Source organism: Xanthomonas chitinilytica (genome assembly GCF_026107455.2).
GTDB classification, from domain to species: Bacteria; Pseudomonadota; Gammaproteobacteria; order Xanthomonadales; family Xanthomonadaceae; genus Stenotrophomonas; species Stenotrophomonas chitinilytica.
Window position 1 is genome coordinate 82,730 of record NZ_JAPCHY010000011.1, and the last position, 19,095, is coordinate 101,824.

Genomic DNA, 19,095 nt, shown 5'->3' on the forward strand with positions numbered 1-19,095 from the left:
GCCGATTTTAACCGTGTGCGGGTCGGTGTCGCTCCATCGCCCGGCACGGGAAACCGGCGAAAGCATGTAGGAGCGACATCAGTCGCGACGGGGCCTTACCGGGAAAGCCCCGTCGCGACTGATGTCGCTCCCACAGTGGTCTTGCGGCCGCTTACCAGCGCGGCGACTTGGTCAGCGGCGGCGCCTGGTGCTGGCGGTCGTAGGCGCGCAGTTCGTCGCGGATATGCGCGATGCGCTGGCGGCCCAGGGCGTTGCGGCTGTCGTCCAGCACCACGCCGTCGAGCAGTTCGGCCATGCGCTGCACCGTCGGCAGCATCTTCTCCCAGGCGTCGAGCGCGGTCAGCGGCGCCGGCAGGGTCAGGAAGAAGGCGATGGCCGGGGTCTGCATCTCGCGGATGCCGGCCATGTCGAAGCTGCCCGGCTTCATGATGCTGGCCATGCTGAAGATCGGGCCGCGCTCGGGATGACCCTCGACCAGCCGGTGGAACACGTTCATGTGCCCGAACACCAGCCCGGTCTTCTCCGCGGCCACCACGATGTCCTCGCCGCGCAGCACCTCGCCGGCGCGGGCGGCCACGTACAGCGACACGATCTTGTCGAAGTCCTGGCTGACCCGCTTGCCCAGTTCGCTGGCCGGCGGTGCATCCACGTCCGGCAGGCCCAGTTCGGGCTGGCTCACGCCTTCGCCGGTGCCCAGGTCGGCAGCGGCCGGAGAAACCCCGTCGTGTTCGCCCAGCACCGGCTCGTGGCGGGTGCGTTCGCTGTCGGCCGGTTCCTTGCGGCGGCCCTGCGCGGGCTTCTTCGGCCGCCCGAACAGGAAGATCGCGGCAATCAACAGCAAGCCAGCGGCCAGGATGCCGATGCGCAGCAGTGCCATGTCGGACATTCAGTAGGGTCTCCGGCGTGAATTCATCCAGGCAAGAATCGCATGTCAGGCCGCGCCCGCCAAACGCGCGGCTTCCTCCAGGTCCACGCTGACCAGGCGGCTGACGCCCGGCTCGCGCATGGTCACGCCGGACAGCTGGTGCGCGGCCTCCATCGTCGCCTTGTTGTGGCTGACGAACAGGAACTGCACCTTCTCGCTCATCTCCTTGACCATGTTGGCCAGGCGGCCGACGTTGGCCTCGTCCAGCGGCGCGTCCACCTCGTCGAGCAGGCAGAACGGCGCCGGGTTGAGCTGGAAGATGGCGAACACCAGCGCCACCGCGGTCATCGCCTTCTCGCCGCCGGACAGCAGCGAGATGCTGGACACGCGCTTGCCTGGCGGCCGCGCCATGATCGCCACGCCGGTATCGAGCAGGTCCTCGCCGGTCAGTTCCAGATAGGCGTGGCCACCGCCGAACAGGCGCGGATACAGCGCCTGCACGCCGGCATTGACGCGGTCGAAGGTGTCCTTGAAGCGGCCGCGGGTCTCGCGGTCGATCTTGCGGATGGCCTCCTCCAGCGTTTCCAGCGCGGTGTTCAGGTCCACATTCTGCGCTTCGAGGTACTCGGCCCGCTGCGAGGCCTCGCCGTACTCGTGGATCGCGGCCAGGTTGACCGGCTCCAGCCGGCGCATGCGGCCGTCGATCTGGTTGACCGCCTGTTCCCAGTCGCCGACGCGCGCATCCTCGGGCAGGGTGTTGACCACGTCTTCCAGCACGAAACCGGCCTTGGTCACCGCCGCCGCCAGCTGCTCGGCACTGAGCACCAGCGCCTGCTGGTCCAGCTTGCGCTGGGAAATGCGCTCGCGCTGCGCCAGCGCCTGTTCGTCGCGCTGGTGGCGGGTGTGCTCGTAGCTGCGCAGTTCGCTGTCGATGCTGTCCAGCAGCGTGCGCGCTTCGCCCAGCACGCGGTCGGCGCGCACGCGTTCGCCCAGCGCGTTCTGGTGTTCGGCCTCCAGCGCCTGCACCGGCGAATCGCCCTCGTCCAGCTGCGAATGCAGTTCGCCCAGGCGCGAATCCAGCTGGCTGCGCTGGGCGCCCATGCGCTCCAGCGCCTGGCTCAGCGAGGCGATCTGGGTGCGCTGCGACTCCAGCGTCAGCGCCAGCGCGTGCATGCTGTCGCGCACGTTGCGGGCGGCGTCGCGCGCCAGGTCGCGGGCCTCGGTGAGCTGGCGGCGCTCGCTTTCCAGCGCCTGCCGGGTGGACTCCAGGTCGCCCATGCTGGTGACCGCGTCCTCCAGCCGCGAACGCGCCTCGCGCGCCTGCTCGCGGCTGCCGTCCAGGGTTTCCAGCAACTGCGCCAGTTCGCCCTCGATGCGATCGATGCGGGCATGCGCGGCCTCCACCTTGCCCTGCTGGCTCTGCAGCTGGCCGGCCAGTTCGGACACGCTGCGGTGCGCCTGGTACAGGGCGCGCTGCGCTTCCTCGCGGTGCTGCTCGGCCGCCAGCAGCTGCTCGCGGAAATCGGCCAGCCGCTGCTCCAGTTCCTCCTCCCGCTCGACCAGGGTCTCGATCTGCCCGCGCAGGGCGACGATCTCGCGCTCGCGCAGCAGCGCGCCCTGCTTGGCCGCGCCGGAGCGCGTCACCCGCACCCAGCCCTCGCCCAGGCGTTCGCCGCCGCGGGTGATGACCGAATCGCCCTCGCCCAGCCGGCGTTGCAGATCGCGCGCCTCGGCCAGGGTCTCGGCGCCGTGCAAGCGTGCCAGCAGACGGCGGATCGCGGTCGGCCCCTGCACCCGGGCCGCCAGCGAGGTCGGCGCGAATTCCGCCGCATCCTGCTCCGCGGACACCAACGCGATGCGGCCTTCGCCGAGCTCGCCCAGCGCGTCGACCAGGGTTTCCGGCGATTCGACCAGCACCCCCTCGATCAGCTGGCCCAACGCGCTTTCCACCGCGTTTTCCCAGCCGCTTTCCACGGTGATGCGCTCGCCCACGCGCGCGGCCGAATCCAGCCCGCGCGCCTTCAGCCAGGCCACCGCCGCGCCCTGTTCCTGGCCCAGCGCGGCCTGCTGCAGGGTCTCCAGCGACGACAGCCGGCCGCGCGCGGCCTGCGCCTGCTTGCGCACTTCGGCCAGTTCGGACTGGCTGGCGCGCTGCTGCTCCTGCAGCGCCGCCACCGCCTGCCTGCGTTCCTCGACCTGTTCGTTGAGGCCGTCCAGCGAGGTCTTCTGGGTCTCGTGCTGCAGCTGCAGCTGCTCGAACGCCCCGGCCAGCGCTTCCAGGTCCAGCCCGGCGCGCTCGGCCGCCAGCGCTTCGCGGCGGCGATCGGCTTCCAGGATCTGCCGGTCCAGGTAATCGACGCGGGTGCGCTCGACCTCGCCGGCACGCGACGCCTCGGAGGTCTGCCGGGTATGCGACTCCCAGCGCTGCTGCCAGTCGGCCAGCCGGGCCTCGGCCTCGCGCAGCGCCTCCTGGCGGAATTCGTTGTCTTCCTGCAGCTGCTCCAGCTGCGGCTCGGCCACCTCCACCGACTCGCGCAGCACCGCCAGCCTGGCCTCGTCGCCGCTGATGTGCTGGCCCAGCTCGGCCAGCGCCTGCCGGGCCTCGTCGCGGGCGCGGTGCAGGCGCTGCGACATCTCGCGCTGGTGCTGGATCTGCTGCTCGATGCGGGCCAGGGTGCTGCCGACCTGGTAGACGTCGGCCTGCGCCTTGGCCAGCGCCTCGGCGGCCTCCTCGCGGCGCATGCGGCCGGTCTCGATCCGTGCCTCGGCCTCGCGCTGCTCGGCGATGAACTGCTGCAGCCGGGTCTCTTCCTGCGACAGCGCCTCGCGCAGTCCCGCCAGGCGCCCGTCCAGGCCGCGGTATTCCAGCGCCTTCCACTCGGCGTCCTTGACCCGGCGCTCTTCCTGCAGCGCCTGGTACTGCTCGGCCTGCCGCGCCTGGCGCTTGAGGTGCTCGAGCTGCTTGCCGATCTCCTCGCGCAGGTCGTTGAGCCGGTCCAGGTTCTCGCGGGTGTGGCGGATGCGGGTCTCGGTCTCCTTGCGCCGCTCCTTGTACTTGGAGATGCCGGCGGCCTCTTCCAGGTACACGCGCAGGTCTTCCGGCCGGGCCTCGATGATCTGGCTGATCATGCCCTGCTCGATGATCGAGTAGCTGCGCGGGCCCAGGCCGGTACCGAGGAACAGGTCGGTGATGTCGCGGCGGCGGCACTTGGTGCCGTTGAGGTAATAGGCGCTGGTGCCGTCGCGGCTGACCAGGCGCTTGACCGAGATCTCGTTGAACGCGGCGTACTCGCCGGAGATGGTGTGGTCGGAATTGTCGAAGATCAGCTCGACCGTGGCCTGCGCCACCGGCTTGCGCGCCGACGAGCCGGAGAAGATCACGTCGGTCAGCGAATCGCCGCGCAGGCGGCTGGCCGAACTCTCGCCCATCACCCAGCGCACCGCATCGATGATGTTGGACTTGCCGCAGCCGTTGGGACCGACCACGCCGGTCATGTTGGTCGGCAGGTGCAGCGTGGTCGGATCGACGAAGGACTTGAAGCCGGCGAGCTTGATCGTGGAAAGACGCATGAGGTCGGTGGTTTTCCGGGCGGTGGCGGTCGGGGGCCAGCGCCGATGTTGGGTATCCGGATCAGGTTTCGCCAGCAACCATTTGATATCCAATGGATTTCATCAAGGCTGAAAGCGACGCGAATGCCTGAGTATAGCGATACCGCCGCGCCCCCGGCAGGCGCCGTACGGCCCGGTCCGCAAAACAAAACGGGCACCTTGCGGTGCCCGTCTCGTCACAACCGTGAAGCGGTGATCAGGCTTCGGCTTCGATCACGACCTTGACGGTGGTTTCCACGTCGGCATGCAGGTGAACGATCACCTCGTACTCGCCCACGTTGCGGAAAGCACCTTCGCCCAGGATCACTTCGCTCTTTTCCAGCGGCAGGCCGATGGCGGTGAAGGCCTCGGCGATGTCGCGCGGACCGACCGAGCCGTACAGCTTGCCTTCGGTCGAAGCGTTGGCGGCGATGGTCACGCTGGCGCCTTCCAGCTTGGCCTTGCGGGCTTCGGCATCGTCGTGGATGGCCTTGGCCTTGGCTTCGTACTCGGCGCGCTTGGCTTCGAACTCGGCGATGTTGGCGGCGGTGGCCGGCACGGCCTTGCCGGTCGGGACCAGGAAGTTGCGGCCGTAGCCCGGCTTCACGTCGACCAGTTCGCCCAGACCACCGAGGTTGGTCACTTTCTGCAGAAGAATCAGCTTCATGTAATTGCTCCGTTATTCGTTAGCGACGGCCAGCGGCCGCCGCAACGTTTGCTGTCCGAATAGGACGGGGAAAGACGCCAGGAAAGCCATCGGGAGGATGCCTTCCTGCAGAAAGCCCGCACATGGAAGGTGCGGGCTGTCCCGGGGGACCCGGATCAGACGTCGTGGTTGTCGGTGTACGGGATCAGGGCCAGGAAACGGGCGCGCTTGACCGCGGTGGCCAGCTGGCGCTGGTACTTGGACTTGGTGCCGGTGACGCGGCTCGGGACGATCTTGCCGTTCTCGGTCAGGTACTGGCGCAGGGTATTGAGATCCTTGTAGTCGATCTCCTTCACACCTTCGGCCGTGAACTTGCAGAACTTGCGGCGACGGAAGAACTTGGACATGGGTGTGCTCCTTAAGCGGCAGAGGCGGCGTTGTCGCCGTCGGCTTCGGTTTCGGCGGCCGGGGCGGCTTCGCCTTCTTCGTCGTCACGACGACGACGCTCGCCACGCTCGGGCTTGTCGCCCTTCTCGTCCTTGCTCTTCATGATCAGCGACTGCTCGGTGTCCGGGCCATCGCGCTTGATGACCAGGTTGCGCAGCACGGCATCGTTGAAGCGGAAGCTTTCCACCAGCTCGTTCAGCACGGCCTGGTCGGCTTCGATGTTCAGCAGCACGTAGTGGGCCTTGACCAGGTTCTGGATCGGGTAGGCCAGCTGACGGCGGCCCCAGTCTTCCAGGCGGTGGATCTTGCCGTTGCCGTTCTCGACCAGCGCCTTGTAGCGCTCGATCATGGCCGGGACCTGCTCGCTCTGGTCCGGATGGACCAGGAACACGATTTCGTAATGACGACTCATGTTTTTTCTACCTTTCGGATGTGGCCCTCGCGGGCCGGACAGCCCCCCGGCAACCATGAAGGCCAGCCGGTGGAGCAAGGGAACCCGCACCGAACAGGCGCAGGAAGCCGGAAATTATGGCAGTTCAGCCACTTGCCCGCAAGCAACCCCGGGGCGCGGCAGCCGCCGCGGGGCTGAAGGGTGGCCGGCTTGCGCGGCACTGCCGCTCACGGCGTGCCGCGTCGGGCCGGAGGAAGGACCTCCCCGGAGCCGGGGCCCATGGGTCCGCTCCGGCAAACCCATGGGAGCCCCGAGCCTGCCTCCGCAGGCTCAGGCCTTGTCGGCCTCGGTGGTGAAGCTCTCGCCGCACCCGCACTCGGCGGCGGCGTTCGGGTTCCTGAACGTGAACGTCTCGCTCAGCCCGTGCTTGCCGAAGTCGATCTCGGTGCCGTCCACCAGCGGCAGGCTGTCGGCATCGACGTAGATGCGCACGCCGTCCTGCTCGAACACGGTGTCGCCGTCCTTCTGTTCGCGCGCCAGGTCGGTCACATGCCCCCAGCCGGAACAACCGGTGCGGGTGATGCCGAAACGCAGACCCAGCGCGCCCGGGGTCTGTTCGACGAAGCGCTGCACGCGGGCGGCGGCGACTGGGGTGAGGTGGACAGCCATGGCAGGGGGAACTCCAGCGGATTGCGGCAATTATAGGGAGGGAAAGGTGTCGACGGTTGCCGCTGCCGGCGGCGCGAGAAATGCCTCGCAAGCGCGCTGCCGCAACCGTTAGACTTCCGTGTCCAAGAGATCGAGTCGATCGGCAGAGGATTCAAGTCATGACGGTGGTCAGCGTTGAGCATGCGCTTGCGGGAAAGATTCCGGCGGGCGGCGAGGTAACGGTCCGTGGCTGGGTGCGCACCCGGCGTGATTCCAAGGCGGGCCTGAGCTTCGTCAATGTCAGCGACGGCTCCTGCTTCGCGCCGATCCAGGTGGTCGCTCCGGCCGACCTGCCCAACTACGAATCGGAAGTGAAGCGCCTGACCGCCGGCTGCTCGGTGATCGCCAGCGGCAAGCTGGTGGCCTCGCAGGGCCAGGGCCAGAGCTTCGAGATCCAGGCCGAGAAGCTGGAAGTGGTGGGCTGGGTCGAGGACCCGGAGACCTACCCGATCCAGCCCAAGGCGCATTCGCTGGAGTTCCTGCGCGAAGTGGCGCACCTGCGCCCGCGCACCAACCTGTTCGGCGCGGTCACCCGCATCCGCAACTGCCTGGCCCAGGCCGTGCACCGTTTCTTCCACGAGAACGGCTTCAACTGGATCAGCACCCCGATCATCACCACCTCCGACGCCGAGGGCGCCGGGCAGATGTTCCGCGTGTCCACGCTGGACCTGGTCAACCTGCCGCGCACCGACAAGGGCGAGGTCGATTTCAGCCGCGACTTCTTCGGCAAGGAAACCTTCCTGACCGTGTCCGGCCAGCTCAACGTCGAGGCCTACTGCCTGGCGTTGAGCAAGGTCTACACCTTCGGCCCGACCTTCCGCGCCGAGAACTCCAACACCACCCGCCACCTGGCCGAGTTCTGGATGATCGAGCCGGAAATCGCCTTCGCCGACCTGGCCGAGGACGCACGCCTGGCCGAGCAGTTCCTGAAGTACCTGTTCCGTGCGGTACTCGATGAGCGCGGCGACGATCTGGCCTTCATCGCCGAGCGCGTGGACAAGAACGCCATCGCCAAGCTCGAGGCGTTCATCAACTCGCCGTTCGAGCAGATCGACTACACCGACGCGGTCAAGCTGCTGCAGGACTCGGGAAAGAAGTTCGACTTCCCGGTCGAATGGGGCCTGGACCTGCAGACCGAGCACGAGCGCTGGCTGACCGAAGAGCACGTCGGCCGCCCGGTGGTGGTGACCAACTACCCCGAGCACATCAAGGCCTTCTACATGCGCCTGAACGACGACGGCAGGACCGTCGCGGCGATGGACGTGCTGGCCCCGGGCATCGGCGAGATCATCGGCGGCAGCCAGCGCGAGGAGCGCCTGGACGTGCTCGACGCGCGCATGGCGCAGTTCGGGCTGGACCCGGCCCACTACGGCTGGTACCGCGACTTCCGCCGCTACGGCTCGGTGCCGCACGCCGGTTTCGGCCTGGGCTTCGAGCGGCTGGTGGTGTACGTGTGCGGGCTGAGCAACATCCGCGACGCCATCCCCTACCCGCGCGCGCCGGGCAGCGCCGAATTCTGACCCAAACCATGGAGGCGCTACCCGCATGTCCCTGTTCTTCGCGCTGTGCTTCGTGGGCGTCGCGATTGCCGGGTTCAGCGCCTTCGTCATCTTCTGGCCGTTGACCCTGGTCCACATCCGCGACCGCCACCCGGCGCTGGCCGAGCGCTTCGGCGCCGGCGCCTTCCTGCGCCCGGACGCATTGCGCTGGCTGCTGATGCGCGATTACCGCCAACACCCCGACCGTTCGCTGTCGGGGCTGGCGACACCGGCCTGGGTGTCGCTGCTGACCCTGCTGGCCGGACTGGGCATGGCCGCCCTGCTCTGGCTGCTCTCCCTGGTACAGACATGAACGACGATTCCTCCCACCGCGACCAGTGGTGGCTCGCCAGCCTCGGCAACACCCTGATCTGGGCACGGCTGCGGGTACGCCCGGCCGGCACCGCCGAGGTGCTCGACAGCGACGGCAACACCCTGAGCTACGACAGCGAGGACACCGCCCGCGCGCAGCTGTTCGACGCCGAGTTCGTCGCCTTCGACGGCCTGGACGAGGAAGACGCATTGGTGCGTGGCTTCTCCCTGCATGAAGTGCAGCCGCCGCAGGCGGGCAACGACGACGAGCTGCGCGGGCGCATGGTGCAGAGCCTCGGCGGGCGCGCCTGAGGTCCCGTGTTCACCCCGGCCGCCTTTGCCGAGACCGAGCTGGAGTGGCTGGACCGGCTGTTCGTCCACGATCCGTTCGCCACCCTGCTCACCACCGGCGCCGACGGTCTGCCCTGCCCGAGCCTGCTGCCGGTGTTGTACCGGCGCGATGCAGACGGGATCCTGATTGAAGGCCACTGGGCCAGGCCCAATCCGCAGGCCGGCCACGCCGGGCCGGCACGACTGCTGGTACACGGGCCGCACGCCTACGTTTCTCCTTCCTGGTATCCGGACAAGGAAAGTGCCTCGCGCGTTCCCACCTGGAACTACGCCGCCGCGCAACTGGAGGGGCGGCTCGAGCCGTTCACCGACAACGCATCGCTGGCCGGGCTGATGCAGCGCATGAGCGCCCGCTTCGAAGCCGGTGCCGGCAGCGACTGGACGTTCGACCCGACGCATCCACCGCATGCGGCCCTGCTGCGCGGCATCGTCGGTTTCCGCTTCCGGCCGGACGCCGTGCAGATCAAGCTCAAGCTCAGCCAGAACCATCCCGACGCCAACCAGCATGCCGTGATCGCCGCGCTCGCCGGAGCAGCCGGCGACGACGCGCGCCAGCTCGCGCAATGGATGCGACGGCGGCGCGGCGAGGATGCAGCGGCCGGCTGAACCCGAAATCCCGGCCGGTGGCGGCAATGCCCTCCATCCTGCAGGAAACCCCTCCCCTCCGACTTTTCCGGAAAACCGCATGATCAGCATCAAGCAGCTACTGAAGAACAACAGCGAATGGGCCAGCAAGGTCCATGCGGAGGACCCCAGCTTCTTCGATCGCCTGTCGCGCCAGCAGAGCCCGGAGTACCTGTGGATCGGCTGCTCCGATTCGCGCGTGCCGGCCAACCAGATCATCGGCCTGCCCCCGGGCGAGGTGTTCGTCCACCGCAACATCGCCAACGTGGTGGTGCACACCGACCTGAACTGCCTGAGCACCATCCAGTTCGCGGTGGAACTGCTCAAGGTCAAGCACATCCTGATCGTCGGCCACTACGGCTGCAGCGGCGTGCACGCCAGCCTCACCCACCGCCGCGTCGGCCTGGCCGACAACTGGCTGCGGCACGTCGGCGACGTCGCGCAGAAGCATGCCGAGTTGCTGGCGCGCATCGAGGATCCCGAACTGCGCCACGCCCGCCTGTGCGAGCTGAACGTGATCGAGCAGGTGATGAACGCCTGCCACACCACCATCGTCCAGGACGCCTGGGCGCGCGGCCAGAAACTGACCGTGCATGGCTGGGTCTACAGCCTGCGCGACGGCCTGGTGCGCGAGATGGGTATCGACGTCGCCGCCGCCGAGGATCTGCTGCCCGCCTACGAGAAGGCACTGGCCAGCGTGCCCAAGCAGGGCAAGCGCGACTGACGCCCCCGCCACCTCCAGCACCGGATACGCCCATGCTCGCCAACCCCATCAACCTGCAGGCCTGGATCGATGAACACCGGCACCTGCTCAAGCCGCCGGTCGGCAACAAGATGATCGACAACGGCGACTTCATCGTGATGGTGGTGGGCGGGCCGAACTCGCGCACCGACTACCACTACGACGAGGGCCCGGAGTGGTTCTACCAGCTCGAAGGCGAGATGGTGCTCAAGGTGCAGGAGGAGGACGGGACGGTACGCGACATCCCGATCCGCGCCGGCGAGATCTTCCTGCTGCCGCCGCGGGTACCGCACTCGCCGCGGCGCCCGCCCGGCGGCGTCGGCCTGGTGGTCGAGCGCAAGCGCCTGCCGCACGAGCGCGACGGCGTGATCTGGCACTGCGAGCGCTGCAACCACAAGCTGCACGAGGAGTTCTTCCACCTGGAGAACATCGAGACCGACCTGCCCCGGGTGTTCGCGCGCTACCACGCCAGCCCGGAACTGCGCACCTGCACGCGCTGCGGCCACCTGGATCCGCTGCCGCAGCCGGCGACGAACGGCTGAACCACGGCATTGCGGCGGCGGCCGCAACCTGCGGGCGGCGGGTAAACTGCCGGTTGGTTCCGACACGCACTCCGCCGATGACCGACACGCTGTCCCGCACCCACGCCATCGCCCTCGACGCCGCCGATCCGCTCAGGCAGCTGCGCGGCGAGTTCATCTTTCCGCAGCACCAGAACGCCGACCAGACCTATTTCGTGGGCAACTCGCTCGGCCTGCAGCCGCGCGGCGCCAAGGCGATGGTGCAGGAGGTGCTGGACCTGTGGGCGCAGCACGCGGTCGAAGGCCACTTCACCGGTCCCACCCGCTGGATGAATTACCACCGGCTGGTGAGCGAGCAGCTGGCGCGGGTGGTGGGCGCGCTGCCGTCGGAAGTGGTGGCGATGAACACGCTCAGCGTCAACCTCAACCTGATGCTGGTCAGCTTCTACCGCCCCAGCCGCGAGCGGCCTGCGATCCTGATGGAGGCCGGCGCGTTCCCCACCGACCGCCATGCGGTCGAATCGCACATCCGCTTCCACGGCTTCGACCCGGCCACCGACCTGATCGAGCTGCAGCCGGACGAACCCAACGGCACGATCTCGATGCAGGCGATCGAGCAGGCCATCGCCGAGCACGGCCCGCGGCTGGCGCTGGTGCTGTGGCCGGGCGTGCAGTACCGCAGCGGGCAGGCGTTCGACCTGGCCGCGATCACCCGGCTGGCGCGGGCACAGGGCGCCAATGTCGGCTTCGACCTGGCGCACTCGGTCGGCAACCTGCCGCTGTCGCTGCACGACGACGCTCCCGACTTCGCGGTGTGGTGCCACTACAAGTACCTCAACAGCGGCCCGGGCGCGGTCGCCGGCTGCTTCGTCCACGAACGCCACGCGCGCGACACCAGCCTGCCGCGCTTCGCCGGCTGGTGGGGCCACGAGGAAGCCACCCGTTTCCAGATGGCGCCGCAGTTCACCCCGGCCCTCGGTGCCGAAGGCTGGCAGCTGAGCAACCCGCCGGTGCTGGGGCTGGCGCCGCTGCGGGCGTCGCTGGCGCTGTTCGACCAGGCCGGCATGCCGGCGCTGCGGCGCAAGTCGCTGCAGCTCACCGGCTACCTGGAGGCGCTGGTGCGTGCGCGCCTTGCCAACGTGCTGCAGATCGTCACCCCGGCCGAGCCGGAACGCCGCGGCTGCCAGCTGTCGCTGCGCGTGGCCGGCGGCCGCGAACAGGGACGCTCGCTGTTCGAATACCTGCAGTCGGTGGGCGTGCTGGGCGACTGGCGCGAGCCCGACGTGATCCGCATCTCGCCCGCCCCGCTGTACAACCGCTACCGCGACGTCTACCACTTCGTCGAGGAAGTGGAAGCATGGGCGGGCGTCTGAACCGATACGGACCACTGACTTGATCGCCGAACCCTCGCGCTCCCTCACCCTGATCGGCGCCGGGCTGGCCGGTTCGTTGCTGGCCATCCTGCTGTCGCGCCAGGGCTGGCGCATCACCGTGTACGAGCGCCGCGGCGATCCGCGCATCTCCGACTACGAGTCCGGCCGTTCCATCAACCTGGCCCTGGCCGAACGCGGCCGCAACGCCCTGCGCCAGGCCGGCGTGGAAGAGGCGGTGATGGCCAAGGCGGTGATGATGCGCGGGCGCATGGTGCATCCGCGCGAAGGCGGCGAACAGCTGCAGCGCTACGGCCGCGACGACAGCGAAGTGATCTGGTCGGTGCACCGCCGCGACCTCAACATCACCCTGCTGCAGCTGGCCGAGGAGGCCGGCGCGCGGATCCACTTCCACCGTCGCCTGCACACGGTGGACTTCGATGCCGGCTATGCGCGCTTCATCGACGACCGCAACGACCATCCGCACGACATCCACTTCTCCACGCCGTTGATCGGCGCCGACGGCGCCGGCTCGGCGCTGCGCGCGGCGATGAACCGCAAGTCGCCGCTGGGCGAGGACACCGAGTTCCTGGACCACTCCTACAAGGAGCTGGAAATCCCGCCGGCCGCCGACGGCGGTTTCCGCATCGAGCCCAACGCCCTGCACATCTGGCCGCGCGGCCGCTACATGTGCATCGCCCTGCCCAACGACGAAGGCACCTTCACCGTCACCGTGTTCCTGCCCAACGAGGGCGACCCGGCCTTCGCCACCGTCCGCAGCGGCGCCGAGGCCGAGGCGCTGTTCGCCCGCGATTTTCCCGATGCGCTGCCGCTGATCCCGAACCTGCGCCGCGACTGGGAACAGCATCCGCCGGGACTGTTGGGCACCCTGTACCTGGACCGCTGGCACCTGCAGGGCCGCGCGGTGCTGCTGGGCGACGCCGCGCATGCGATGGTGCCGTTCCACGGCCAGGGCATGAACTGCGCGTTCGAGGACTGCGTGGCGCTGGCCGACAAGCTGCTCCACTGCGATTCGGCCGCCGCGGCCTTCGCCGCGTTCGAGGCCGAGCGCAAGCCCAATGCCGCGGCGATCCAGCGGATGGCGCTGGAGAACTACCTGGAGATGCGCGACCACGTCGCCGACCCGGCGTTCCTGCTGCAACGCGAACTGGAACAGGCGCTGCAGGCGCGCTGGCCGACCCGCTTCGTACCGCACTACACCATGGTCACCTTCCTGCACACCCCGTACGCCGTCGCGCTGGAGCGCACCGGGATCCAGCGCCGGATCCTGGCCGACGCCACCGCCGGCCACGACAGCCTGGAGCACATCGACTGGGCGGCGCTGGAGCGCATCGTGCACGAACGATTGCCGGTGCTGGAGGGCGCGCACTGATGTCCGCGCGCCGTGCCTCCCTGGATGTTCCGGCCGCCCCGGAACGATGCCGTCGCCACGGCCGACGGATGACCCGCCGACGGTAGAGCCGCCCATGCCCGAAACCTTCCTCTTCTACGATCTCGAAACCTTCGGCCAGGACCCGCGCCGTACCCGCATCGCCCAGTTCGCGGCGGTGCGCACCGATGCCGGACTGCAGGTGGTCGACGAGCCGGTGAGCTTCTTCGTCAAGCCGGCCGACGACCTGCTGCCCTCGCCCGTCGCCAGCCTGATCACCGGCATCGCCCCGCAACGCGCGCTGGCCGAAGGGGTGAGCGAGGCCGAGGCGTTCGCCCGCATCAACGAGCTGATGTCGCACCCGCAGACCTGCACGCTGGGCTACAACACCCTGCGCTTCGACGACGAGTTCGTCCGCTACGGCCTGTTCCGCAACTTCTTCGATCCCTACGAGCGCGAGTGGCGCGGCGGCAACTCGCGCTGGGACCTGCTGGACATGCTGCGGCTGGCGCGCGCGCTGCGCCCGGAGGGCATCGAATGGCCGCTGCGCGAGGACGGCGCCACCTCGTTCAAGCTCGAACACCTGGCGCTGGCCAACGGCGTGCGCGAGGGCGACGCCCACGAGGCGCTGTCCGACGTGTACGCCACCCTCGGCATGGCGCGCAGGTTCCGGCAGGCGCAGCCGCGCCTGTGGGACTACGCGCTGAAACTGCGCGACAAGCGCTTCGTCGGCGGCCTGCTCGACGTGGTGGCGATGGAACCGGTGCTGCACGTCTCGATGCGCTACCCGGCCAGCCGCCTGTGCGCGGCGCCGGTGCTGCCGCTGGCCCGCCACCCGCACATCAACAACCGGGTGATCGTGTTCGACCTGGAAGGCGACCCGCAGGCGCTGCTGGAACTGTCGCCGGAAGAGATCGCCGCGCGCCTGTATACCCGCGCCGCCGACCTGCCCGAAGGCCAGCAGCGGGTGCCGCTGAAGGAAGTGCATCTGAACAAGGTGCCGGCGCTGGTGGCCTGGAACCACCTGCGTGCGGCCGATTTCGAGCGCCTGGCCATCGACCCGGCCGCCGTCCTGGACAAGGCCGCGCAGCTGCGCGCGATCGGCCCGGAACTGGCGGAGAAGGCGCGCCGGGTATTCGCCGGGCAACGCCCCGCCGGCCCGGTCGATGTCGACGCCTCGCTGTACGACGGCTTCCTGGCCGACGGCGACAAGGCGCTGATGCCGAAGGTGCGCACCGTCCCGCCGCAGGCGCTGGCCGAACTGGAAGGCCGCTTCCGCGACCCGCGCCTGCCCGAGCTGCTGTTCCGCTACCGCGCCCGCAACCATCCGCAGACCCTGGATGCCGGCGACCGCGCCCGCTGGGACGACTATCGCCGCCAGCGCCTGCTCGGCGACGATGCGCTCGGCGAACAGAACCTGGCCCAGTACTTCGTGCAGATCGACGAACTGCGCGCCACCCACACCGATGACGCCCCGAAACTGGCGCTGCTGGACCAGCTCGCCGACTGGGGCCACGACCTGCAGCAATCGCTATGACCGCCTATTTCAGCGACGCCAGTTTCAAGTTCCTGCGCGGCCTGGCCCGCCACAACGACAAGGCCTGGTTCGCCGAGCACAAGCCGCAGTACGAGGAGCACGTGCGGCAGCCGTTCCTGCGCCTGATCGCCGACCTGCAGCCGGACCTGGCCAAGGTCAGCGGACGGTTCCGCGCCGACCCGCGCACCGTCGGCGGCTCGCTGTTCCGCATCTACCGCGATGCGCGCTTCTCCAACGACAAGTCGCCGTACAAGAGCTGGCAGGGCGCACGCCTGTTCCACGAACGCCGCAAGCAGGTCGCCGCGCCTTCGTTCTACATCCACCTGCAACCGGGCAGCAGCTTCGTCGGCGCCGGTTTGTGGCACCCCGAGCCCGACACCCAGCGCCGCATCCGCCACTTCATCTTCGACAACCCCGGCAGCTGGAAGGCCGCCGCGCACGCACCGAAGCTGCGTCGCCGGTTCGATTTCGACCAGAGCGAGAAGCTGGTGCGGCCGCCGCGCGGCTTCCCGGCCGATTTCGAGTTCATCGACGACCTCAAGCACCGCAACTGGGTGTTCTGGCGCCCGCTCGAGGATGCCGTCATGACCGGCCCGCGGCTGCGCCAGACCCTGGCCGCCGACCTGGTCGCGCTGGGCCCGTTCGTCGACTACCTGTGCGCCGCGCTCGACCTGGAATTCTGAGCGGCCTGAACATCCGTTTCACGCACCGCCCCGCCGATTGCGGCACCCTGAAGCGGTCGTGTCCGCCCGGTAACCGCCATGGCCAGCATCCACCACCAGATATGGATAGACGCACCGGTCGCCACGGTCTACGGCGCATTGGTCGACGCCGAAGGCCTGGGCCGCTGGTGGGCGCCACACAGCGAAAGCGAGGAGGACGGTACGCGGGTGCTGGCGCACAGTCCCGGCCCGGCCCATGGGCTGGTGCGGATGAAGGTACTGGAGGCCCTGCCCGACCGCCGCATCCGCTGGGAGATCGTCAGCGACCACCCGCTGCAGAGCCCGGCCTCGGCATGGACCGGCACCCACGTCTGCTTCGACCTGTCGCGGCGCGCCAGCCTCGGCCACTGGCGCGGCATGGACAAGGAAGGCGAACCCTTCACCGTGGTCGAGTTCCGCCATATCGGCTGGGACCCGGAAAACGAGTTCCTGGGCTTCTGCAGCCAGGCCTGGGCGGAAACCCTGCTGATGCTCAAGCAGTGGGCCGAAGCGCAGACCCGCCACGACTGAACGCCGGTCCCCGGAGCGATCGATGAAGAAATGGCTGTTGCCGCCGCTGCTGTTGCTGCTCGCCCTGGCGACCTATGTCGTCGCCGGCCCCTGGCTGGCCATCCGCGGCATCGGCCAAGCGATCGAGCGGCAGGACACCGGCAGGCTGTCCCGGCACGTCGACTTCCCCACCTTGCGGGTCAACATGAAGGCCCAGCTCGGCGACTACGTGGTCCGCCGCGCCGGGCCGGAGATGCAATCGAGCCTGCTGGGCACGGTGGCGCTGTCGCTGGCCGGCAACCTGGCCGGGGCCGGGGTCGACACGCTGGTCACGCCGGCCGGCATCGCCGCCCTGTTGCAGGGCCGCACCCTGTGGAAACGCGCGAGCGGCGATACCGTCGGCGGCGACACCTATGCCCCCACCACCCCGGCGCGCCCGCTCAAGGACGCCGAGCACCACTACGAATCGCCATCGCGCTTCACCGCCACCGTGCACACCGCCGACGGCAGCCCGGTGGTGTTCGTGCTCAGCCGCCAGGGCCTGCGCTGGCGGCTGACCGATATCCGCCTGCCGCTCGATACTCCCGAACAGTATCGCTAGAGCGCGTTGTCGAACCGGATGCATGCGGCGTTTCCGCCGTCGCTGCCGTGCGGGCGGGAAACGCTCCGCGACAGCGCAAACCGCCGGTCGCCCGGCGACCTGCACTGCGATCCAGGCGAACGTCGCCGGGTGAGCAGCCGGCCGGTGCCGGAAGCGCCTCCCGCCCGGCCAACCATGACCGGCCATGACCGGCCATTCGGCTGTTGAAAAGCGCTTCGGCTGTTGAAAAGCACTTCGGCTGTTGAAAAACACATGGAGCAGCCAACAGAACCGTTGCCGTCATCCCGCGTAGGCGGGGATCCAGTGCCTTGGCCTTTCCTGGGCGAAAGTCGCTGGGTGAGCAGTGCCTCGCACTGTTGTGAAGCATCTCCCGTCTACGCGGGGACGATGTTTTTTTACCCGCCCCTGGGCCGTCGAAAAAGCGCCTCGCGGTGACGATCATCGGCCCCGGCATCCGAAGCGAGGATGCGCCGCCCCCCCGGCGGCGCCATGCCAGCGGTCGTGGAAACGGGAGAACCGCCTCCCCGGCGGCCGGCTCAACGCGACGCGTTGCGCCCCCAGGCCGCGGCCAGTCGCTCGAAACCCGAACGCAACTGCCCACGGGCGCGCCACGGCAATGCGGCCAGCCCCGCGGCGACCGTGCCCGGCTGCGGATCTCCGTTCCAGGCGATCACCACCTGGTTGCTCATGCCCGGCTCGTCCAGCCTCAGCGCACGCCCGTCGAAGCTGCGCCGCAAGCGCGCGAAATGCTGGCGGGCATCGGTGGCGTAGAGATTGCCCGCCATCACGCCGTCCGCCGTCAGCGCGGCGCGGCAATCGTCGTAGAACTCCCGGGTCGACAACGCCGGCGGGATGCCCTGCACGTCGTAGGCATCGACCAGCAGCAGGTCGTAGCGGCCGCGATGGTCGCGCAGCCAGCGCGCACCGTCACCATGGACGACCTGCAACCGCTCGCTGTCCGCCGGGATGCGGAACCGGTCGCGCAGCGCCAGCACGCCCGCGTCGCTTTCCACTGCCTCGATCCGCGCCTGCGGCAGGTGGCGATGGCAGAACTTCGCCTGCGCGCCGCCGCCCAGCCCGATGATGCCGATGCTGCGCGGAGCAGGGTGCAGCCACAGCGCCGACAGCATCGTGCGGGTATAGCCGACATGCAGCCGATCCGGGCTCCAGCGCAGCATCCGGGTCTGGGTGACCTCGCCGCGGAACTGCAGCTCGAGGTAGCGCCACGTCCGGCGAACGTACGCCGGCCCGCTCATTCCTGGCGGACGAGGTTGGCGATGCCGTGCGGCACGTGTCCGGCGGCCACGCTCTGGTGCTGGCGGGCGCTGTCGATGTTGTGCTGCGAATCGTCGAAGAAGATGTCGGCGCCGAAGGCTTCCAGGAACGGCCCCTTGTGGCGGCCACCGAGGAACAGCGCCTCGTCCAGGCGCACGCCCCATTCGCGCAAGGTGCGGATCACCCGCTCGTGCGCCGGCGCCGAGCGCGCGGTGACCAGCGCGGTGCGGATCGGCGCCGCGTCGCCGGCCGGGAACGCCGCCTGCAGCGCATGCAGGGCCGAAAGGAAATTGCGGAACGGGCCGCCGCTCAGCGGCTCGTGCGCGCGCTCGCGCTCATGGCGGCCGAACGCCTCCACTCCCTGCTCGCGCGAGATCCGCTCGCTCTCGTCGCCGAAGATCACCGCGTCGCCGTCGAAGGCGATGCGCAGCTGGCTGGCCGGTCGCCCGGTATCGACCGGGTTGGCGGCCGCCTCGATGGCCTCGCCCGGCGGCTTGGGCAGGATCGTCGCCGCGGCGATGCCATGCACCAGCGCACGCCGTACCGACTCGGGATTGGCCGACAGGAACAGGTCGGTGCCGAACGGCTTGACGTACGGCCAGGTCGGTTCGCCGGCGGTGAAGGTGGCGCGGACGATGCCCAGGCCGTAATGCTGGATCGAGTTGAAGATGCGCAGCCCGGTATCGGCGGAATTGCGCGACAGCAGGATCACCTCCACCCGCGGCGTCTCCTCCGGGGCGCCCTGGTTGAGCGCGAGCAGCTTGCGCACCACCGGGAACGCCACGCCGGGCCGCAGCACGTCGTCCTCGTGCTGGCGCTGGTATTCCGCATAGGCCTCCACGCCCTCGGCCTCGAACAGCGCGTGGCTCTCCTCGAGGTCGAACAGCGCCCGCGACGTCACCGCCACGGTCAGGAGTCTTGGTGTGTTGTCGCCCATGGATGCCGGACCGGAAGAAAGGATCGTGTGGCCGCGATTCT

At 69.0% G+C, this 19,095-nt stretch carries 20 protein-coding genes; 12 read left to right on the top strand and 8 right to left on the bottom strand.

What is annotated here, in order from left to right:
* Positions 1–151: 151 nt before the first annotated feature.
* From zipA to OK345_RS13175, 6 genes are all read right to left on the bottom strand, one after another.
* A complete protein-coding gene (zipA, locus tag OK345_RS13150) occupies positions 152–886 on the bottom strand; it encodes a cell division protein ZipA (protein ID WP_265128436.1) in 735 nt (244 codons plus the stop codon).
* A gap of 45 nt (positions 887–931) precedes the next feature.
* Positions 932–4,435, bottom strand: coding sequence for a chromosome segregation protein SMC (smc, locus tag OK345_RS13155; protein ID WP_265128437.1), 3,504 nt, complete (start codon positions 4,433–4,435; stop codon positions 932–934).
* 235 nt (positions 4,436–4,670) lie between these two features.
* The gene (rplI, locus tag OK345_RS13160) at positions 4,671–5,120 is read right to left on the bottom strand and encodes a 50S ribosomal protein L9 (protein ID WP_265128438.1); all 450 of its coding nucleotides are present in this window, start codon (positions 5,118–5,120) and stop codon (positions 4,671–4,673) included.
* 155 nt (positions 5,121–5,275) lie between these two features.
* The gene (gene rpsR, locus OK345_RS13165) at positions 5,276–5,506 is read right to left on the bottom strand and encodes a 30S ribosomal protein S18 (protein ID WP_002804494.1); all 231 of its coding nucleotides are present in this window, start codon (positions 5,504–5,506) and stop codon (positions 5,276–5,278) included.
* Positions 5,507–5,517: 11 nt separating this feature from the next.
* On the bottom strand, positions 5,518–5,958 hold the full coding sequence (gene rpsF / locus OK345_RS13170; protein ID WP_265128439.1) for a 30S ribosomal protein S6: 441 nt from the start codon (positions 5,956–5,958) through the stop codon (positions 5,518–5,520).
* 309 nt (positions 5,959–6,267) lie between these two features.
* A complete protein-coding gene (locus OK345_RS13175) occupies positions 6,268–6,606 on the bottom strand; it encodes a HesB/IscA family protein (protein ID WP_265128440.1) in 339 nt (112 codons plus the stop codon).
* A 158-nt stretch (positions 6,607–6,764) separates the two neighbouring features.
* On the opposite strand from OK345_RS13175, the gene asnS reads away from it, so the two are divergent.
* The 12 genes from asnS (at position 6,765) to OK345_RS13235 (ending at position 16,842) form a co-directional block, all read left to right on the top strand.
* Entirely contained in the window at positions 6,765–8,165 is a 1,401-nt protein-coding gene (asnS, locus tag OK345_RS13180) for an asparagine--tRNA ligase (protein ID WP_265128441.1), read from the top strand.
* Between the two features lie 25 nt (positions 8,166–8,190).
* Positions 8,191–8,496, top strand: coding sequence for a hypothetical protein (locus tag OK345_RS13185; RefSeq protein ID WP_265128442.1), 306 nt, complete (start codon positions 8,191–8,193; stop codon positions 8,494–8,496).
* Positions 8,493–8,807 (top strand): hypothetical protein, encoded by a 315-nt coding sequence (locus OK345_RS13190; RefSeq protein WP_265128443.1) that lies wholly within the window; start codon positions 8,493–8,495, stop codon positions 8,805–8,807. Before OK345_RS13185 ends, OK345_RS13190 begins: the two co-directional genes overlap by 4 nt.
* Positions 8,808–8,813: 6 nt before the next feature.
* Positions 8,814–9,452: an FMN-binding negative transcriptional regulator gene (locus OK345_RS13195; protein ID WP_265128444.1), complete on the top strand. Its 639-nt coding sequence runs from the start codon at positions 8,814–8,816 to the stop codon at positions 9,450–9,452.
* A gap of 79 nt (positions 9,453–9,531) precedes the next feature.
* The gene (gene can, locus OK345_RS13200) at positions 9,532–10,194 is read left to right on the top strand and encodes a carbonate dehydratase (protein ID WP_265128445.1); all 663 of its coding nucleotides are present in this window, start codon (positions 9,532–9,534) and stop codon (positions 10,192–10,194) included.
* A 32-nt stretch (positions 10,195–10,226) separates the two neighbouring features.
* Positions 10,227–10,754 carry a 3-hydroxyanthranilate 3,4-dioxygenase gene (locus tag OK345_RS13205; protein ID WP_265128446.1) on the top strand — a complete coding sequence of 176 codons (528 nt, stop codon included), beginning with the start codon at positions 10,227–10,229 and terminating at the stop codon, positions 10,752–10,754.
* 77 nt (positions 10,755–10,831) lie between these two features.
* Positions 10,832–12,106 (top strand): kynureninase, encoded by a 1,275-nt coding sequence (gene kynU / locus OK345_RS13210; RefSeq protein WP_265128447.1) that lies wholly within the window; start codon positions 10,832–10,834, stop codon positions 12,104–12,106.
* Between the two features lie 19 nt (positions 12,107–12,125).
* Positions 12,126–13,496: an FAD-dependent oxidoreductase gene (locus OK345_RS13215; protein WP_265128448.1), complete on the top strand. Its 1,371-nt coding sequence runs from the start codon at positions 12,126–12,128 to the stop codon at positions 13,494–13,496.
* Positions 13,497–13,590: 94 nt separating this feature from the next.
* The gene (gene sbcB / locus OK345_RS13220) at positions 13,591–15,030 is read left to right on the top strand and encodes an exodeoxyribonuclease I (RefSeq protein WP_265128449.1); all 1,440 of its coding nucleotides are present in this window, start codon (positions 13,591–13,593) and stop codon (positions 15,028–15,030) included.
* Complete coding sequence (locus tag OK345_RS13225) at positions 15,027–15,713, top strand: DUF2461 domain-containing protein (protein WP_265128450.1); 687 nt, start codon at positions 15,027–15,029, stop codon at positions 15,711–15,713. The genes sbcB and OK345_RS13225 overlap by 4 nt, the downstream gene beginning before the upstream one ends.
* Positions 15,714–15,791: 78 nt before the next feature.
* On the top strand, positions 15,792–16,262 hold the full coding sequence (locus OK345_RS13230; RefSeq protein ID WP_265128451.1) for an SRPBCC family protein: 471 nt from the start codon (positions 15,792–15,794) through the stop codon (positions 16,260–16,262).
* Between the two features lie 22 nt (positions 16,263–16,284).
* Positions 16,285–16,842 carry a DUF2939 domain-containing protein gene (locus tag OK345_RS13235; RefSeq protein WP_265128452.1) on the top strand — a complete coding sequence of 186 codons (558 nt, stop codon included), beginning with the start codon at positions 16,285–16,287 and terminating at the stop codon, positions 16,840–16,842.
* Between the two features lie 536 nt (positions 16,843–17,378).
* Here the strand turns inward: OK345_RS13235 and OK345_RS13240 are convergent.
* Positions 17,379–18,098, bottom strand: a complete 720-nt coding sequence (locus tag OK345_RS13240) for a fused MFS/spermidine synthase (protein WP_265128453.1) — start codon at positions 18,096–18,098, stop codon at positions 17,379–17,381.
* Entirely contained in the window at positions 18,095–19,054 is a 960-nt protein-coding gene (locus tag OK345_RS13245) for a 5'-nucleotidase (protein ID WP_265128454.1), read from the bottom strand. The genes OK345_RS13240 and OK345_RS13245 overlap by 4 nt, the downstream gene beginning before the upstream one ends.
* Positions 19,055–19,095 lie beyond the last annotated feature (41 nt).

Coding starts and splice junctions, on each gene's coding strand:
- OK345_RS13205 (WP_265128446.1), top strand. CDS start 10,227: ATGCTCGCCAACCCCATCAACCTGCAGGCCTGGATCGATGAACACCGG.
- OK345_RS13185 (WP_265128442.1), top strand. CDS start 8,191: ATGTCCCTGTTCTTCGCGCTGTGCTTCGTGGGCGTCGCGATTGCCGGG.
- OK345_RS13175 (WP_265128440.1), bottom strand. CDS start 6,606: ATGGCTGTCCACCTCACCCCAGTCGCCGCCGCCCGCGTGCAGCGCTTC.
- OK345_RS13190 (WP_265128443.1), top strand. CDS start 8,493: ATGAACGACGATTCCTCCCACCGCGACCAGTGGTGGCTCGCCAGCCTC.
- kynU (WP_265128447.1), top strand. CDS start 10,832: ATGACCGACACGCTGTCCCGCACCCACGCCATCGCCCTCGACGCCGCC.
- OK345_RS13235 (WP_265128452.1), top strand. CDS start 16,285: ATGAAGAAATGGCTGTTGCCGCCGCTGCTGTTGCTGCTCGCCCTGGCG.
- rplI (WP_265128438.1), bottom strand. CDS start 5,120: ATGAAGCTGATTCTTCTGCAGAAAGTGACCAACCTCGGTGGTCTGGGC.
- OK345_RS13245 (WP_265128454.1), bottom strand. CDS start 19,054: ATGGGCGACAACACACCAAGACTCCTGACCGTGGCGGTGACGTCGCGG.
- zipA (WP_265128436.1), bottom strand. CDS start 886: ATGTCCGACATGGCACTGCTGCGCATCGGCATCCTGGCCGCTGGCTTG.
- sbcB (WP_265128449.1), top strand. CDS start 13,591: ATGCCCGAAACCTTCCTCTTCTACGATCTCGAAACCTTCGGCCAGGAC.
- OK345_RS13225 (WP_265128450.1), top strand. CDS start 15,027: ATGACCGCCTATTTCAGCGACGCCAGTTTCAAGTTCCTGCGCGGCCTG.
- OK345_RS13240 (WP_265128453.1), bottom strand. CDS start 18,098: ATGAGCGGGCCGGCGTACGTTCGCCGGACGTGGCGCTACCTCGAGCTG.
- can (WP_265128445.1), top strand. CDS start 9,532: ATGATCAGCATCAAGCAGCTACTGAAGAACAACAGCGAATGGGCCAGC.
- rpsF (WP_265128439.1), bottom strand. CDS start 5,958: ATGAGTCGTCATTACGAAATCGTGTTCCTGGTCCATCCGGACCAGAGC.
- asnS (WP_265128441.1), top strand. CDS start 6,765: ATGACGGTGGTCAGCGTTGAGCATGCGCTTGCGGGAAAGATTCCGGCG.
- rpsR (WP_002804494.1), bottom strand. CDS start 5,506: ATGTCCAAGTTCTTCCGTCGCCGCAAGTTCTGCAAGTTCACGGCCGAA.
- OK345_RS13230 (WP_265128451.1), top strand. CDS start 15,792: ATGGCCAGCATCCACCACCAGATATGGATAGACGCACCGGTCGCCACG.
- smc (WP_265128437.1), bottom strand. CDS start 4,435: ATGCGTCTTTCCACGATCAAGCTCGCCGGCTTCAAGTCCTTCGTCGAT.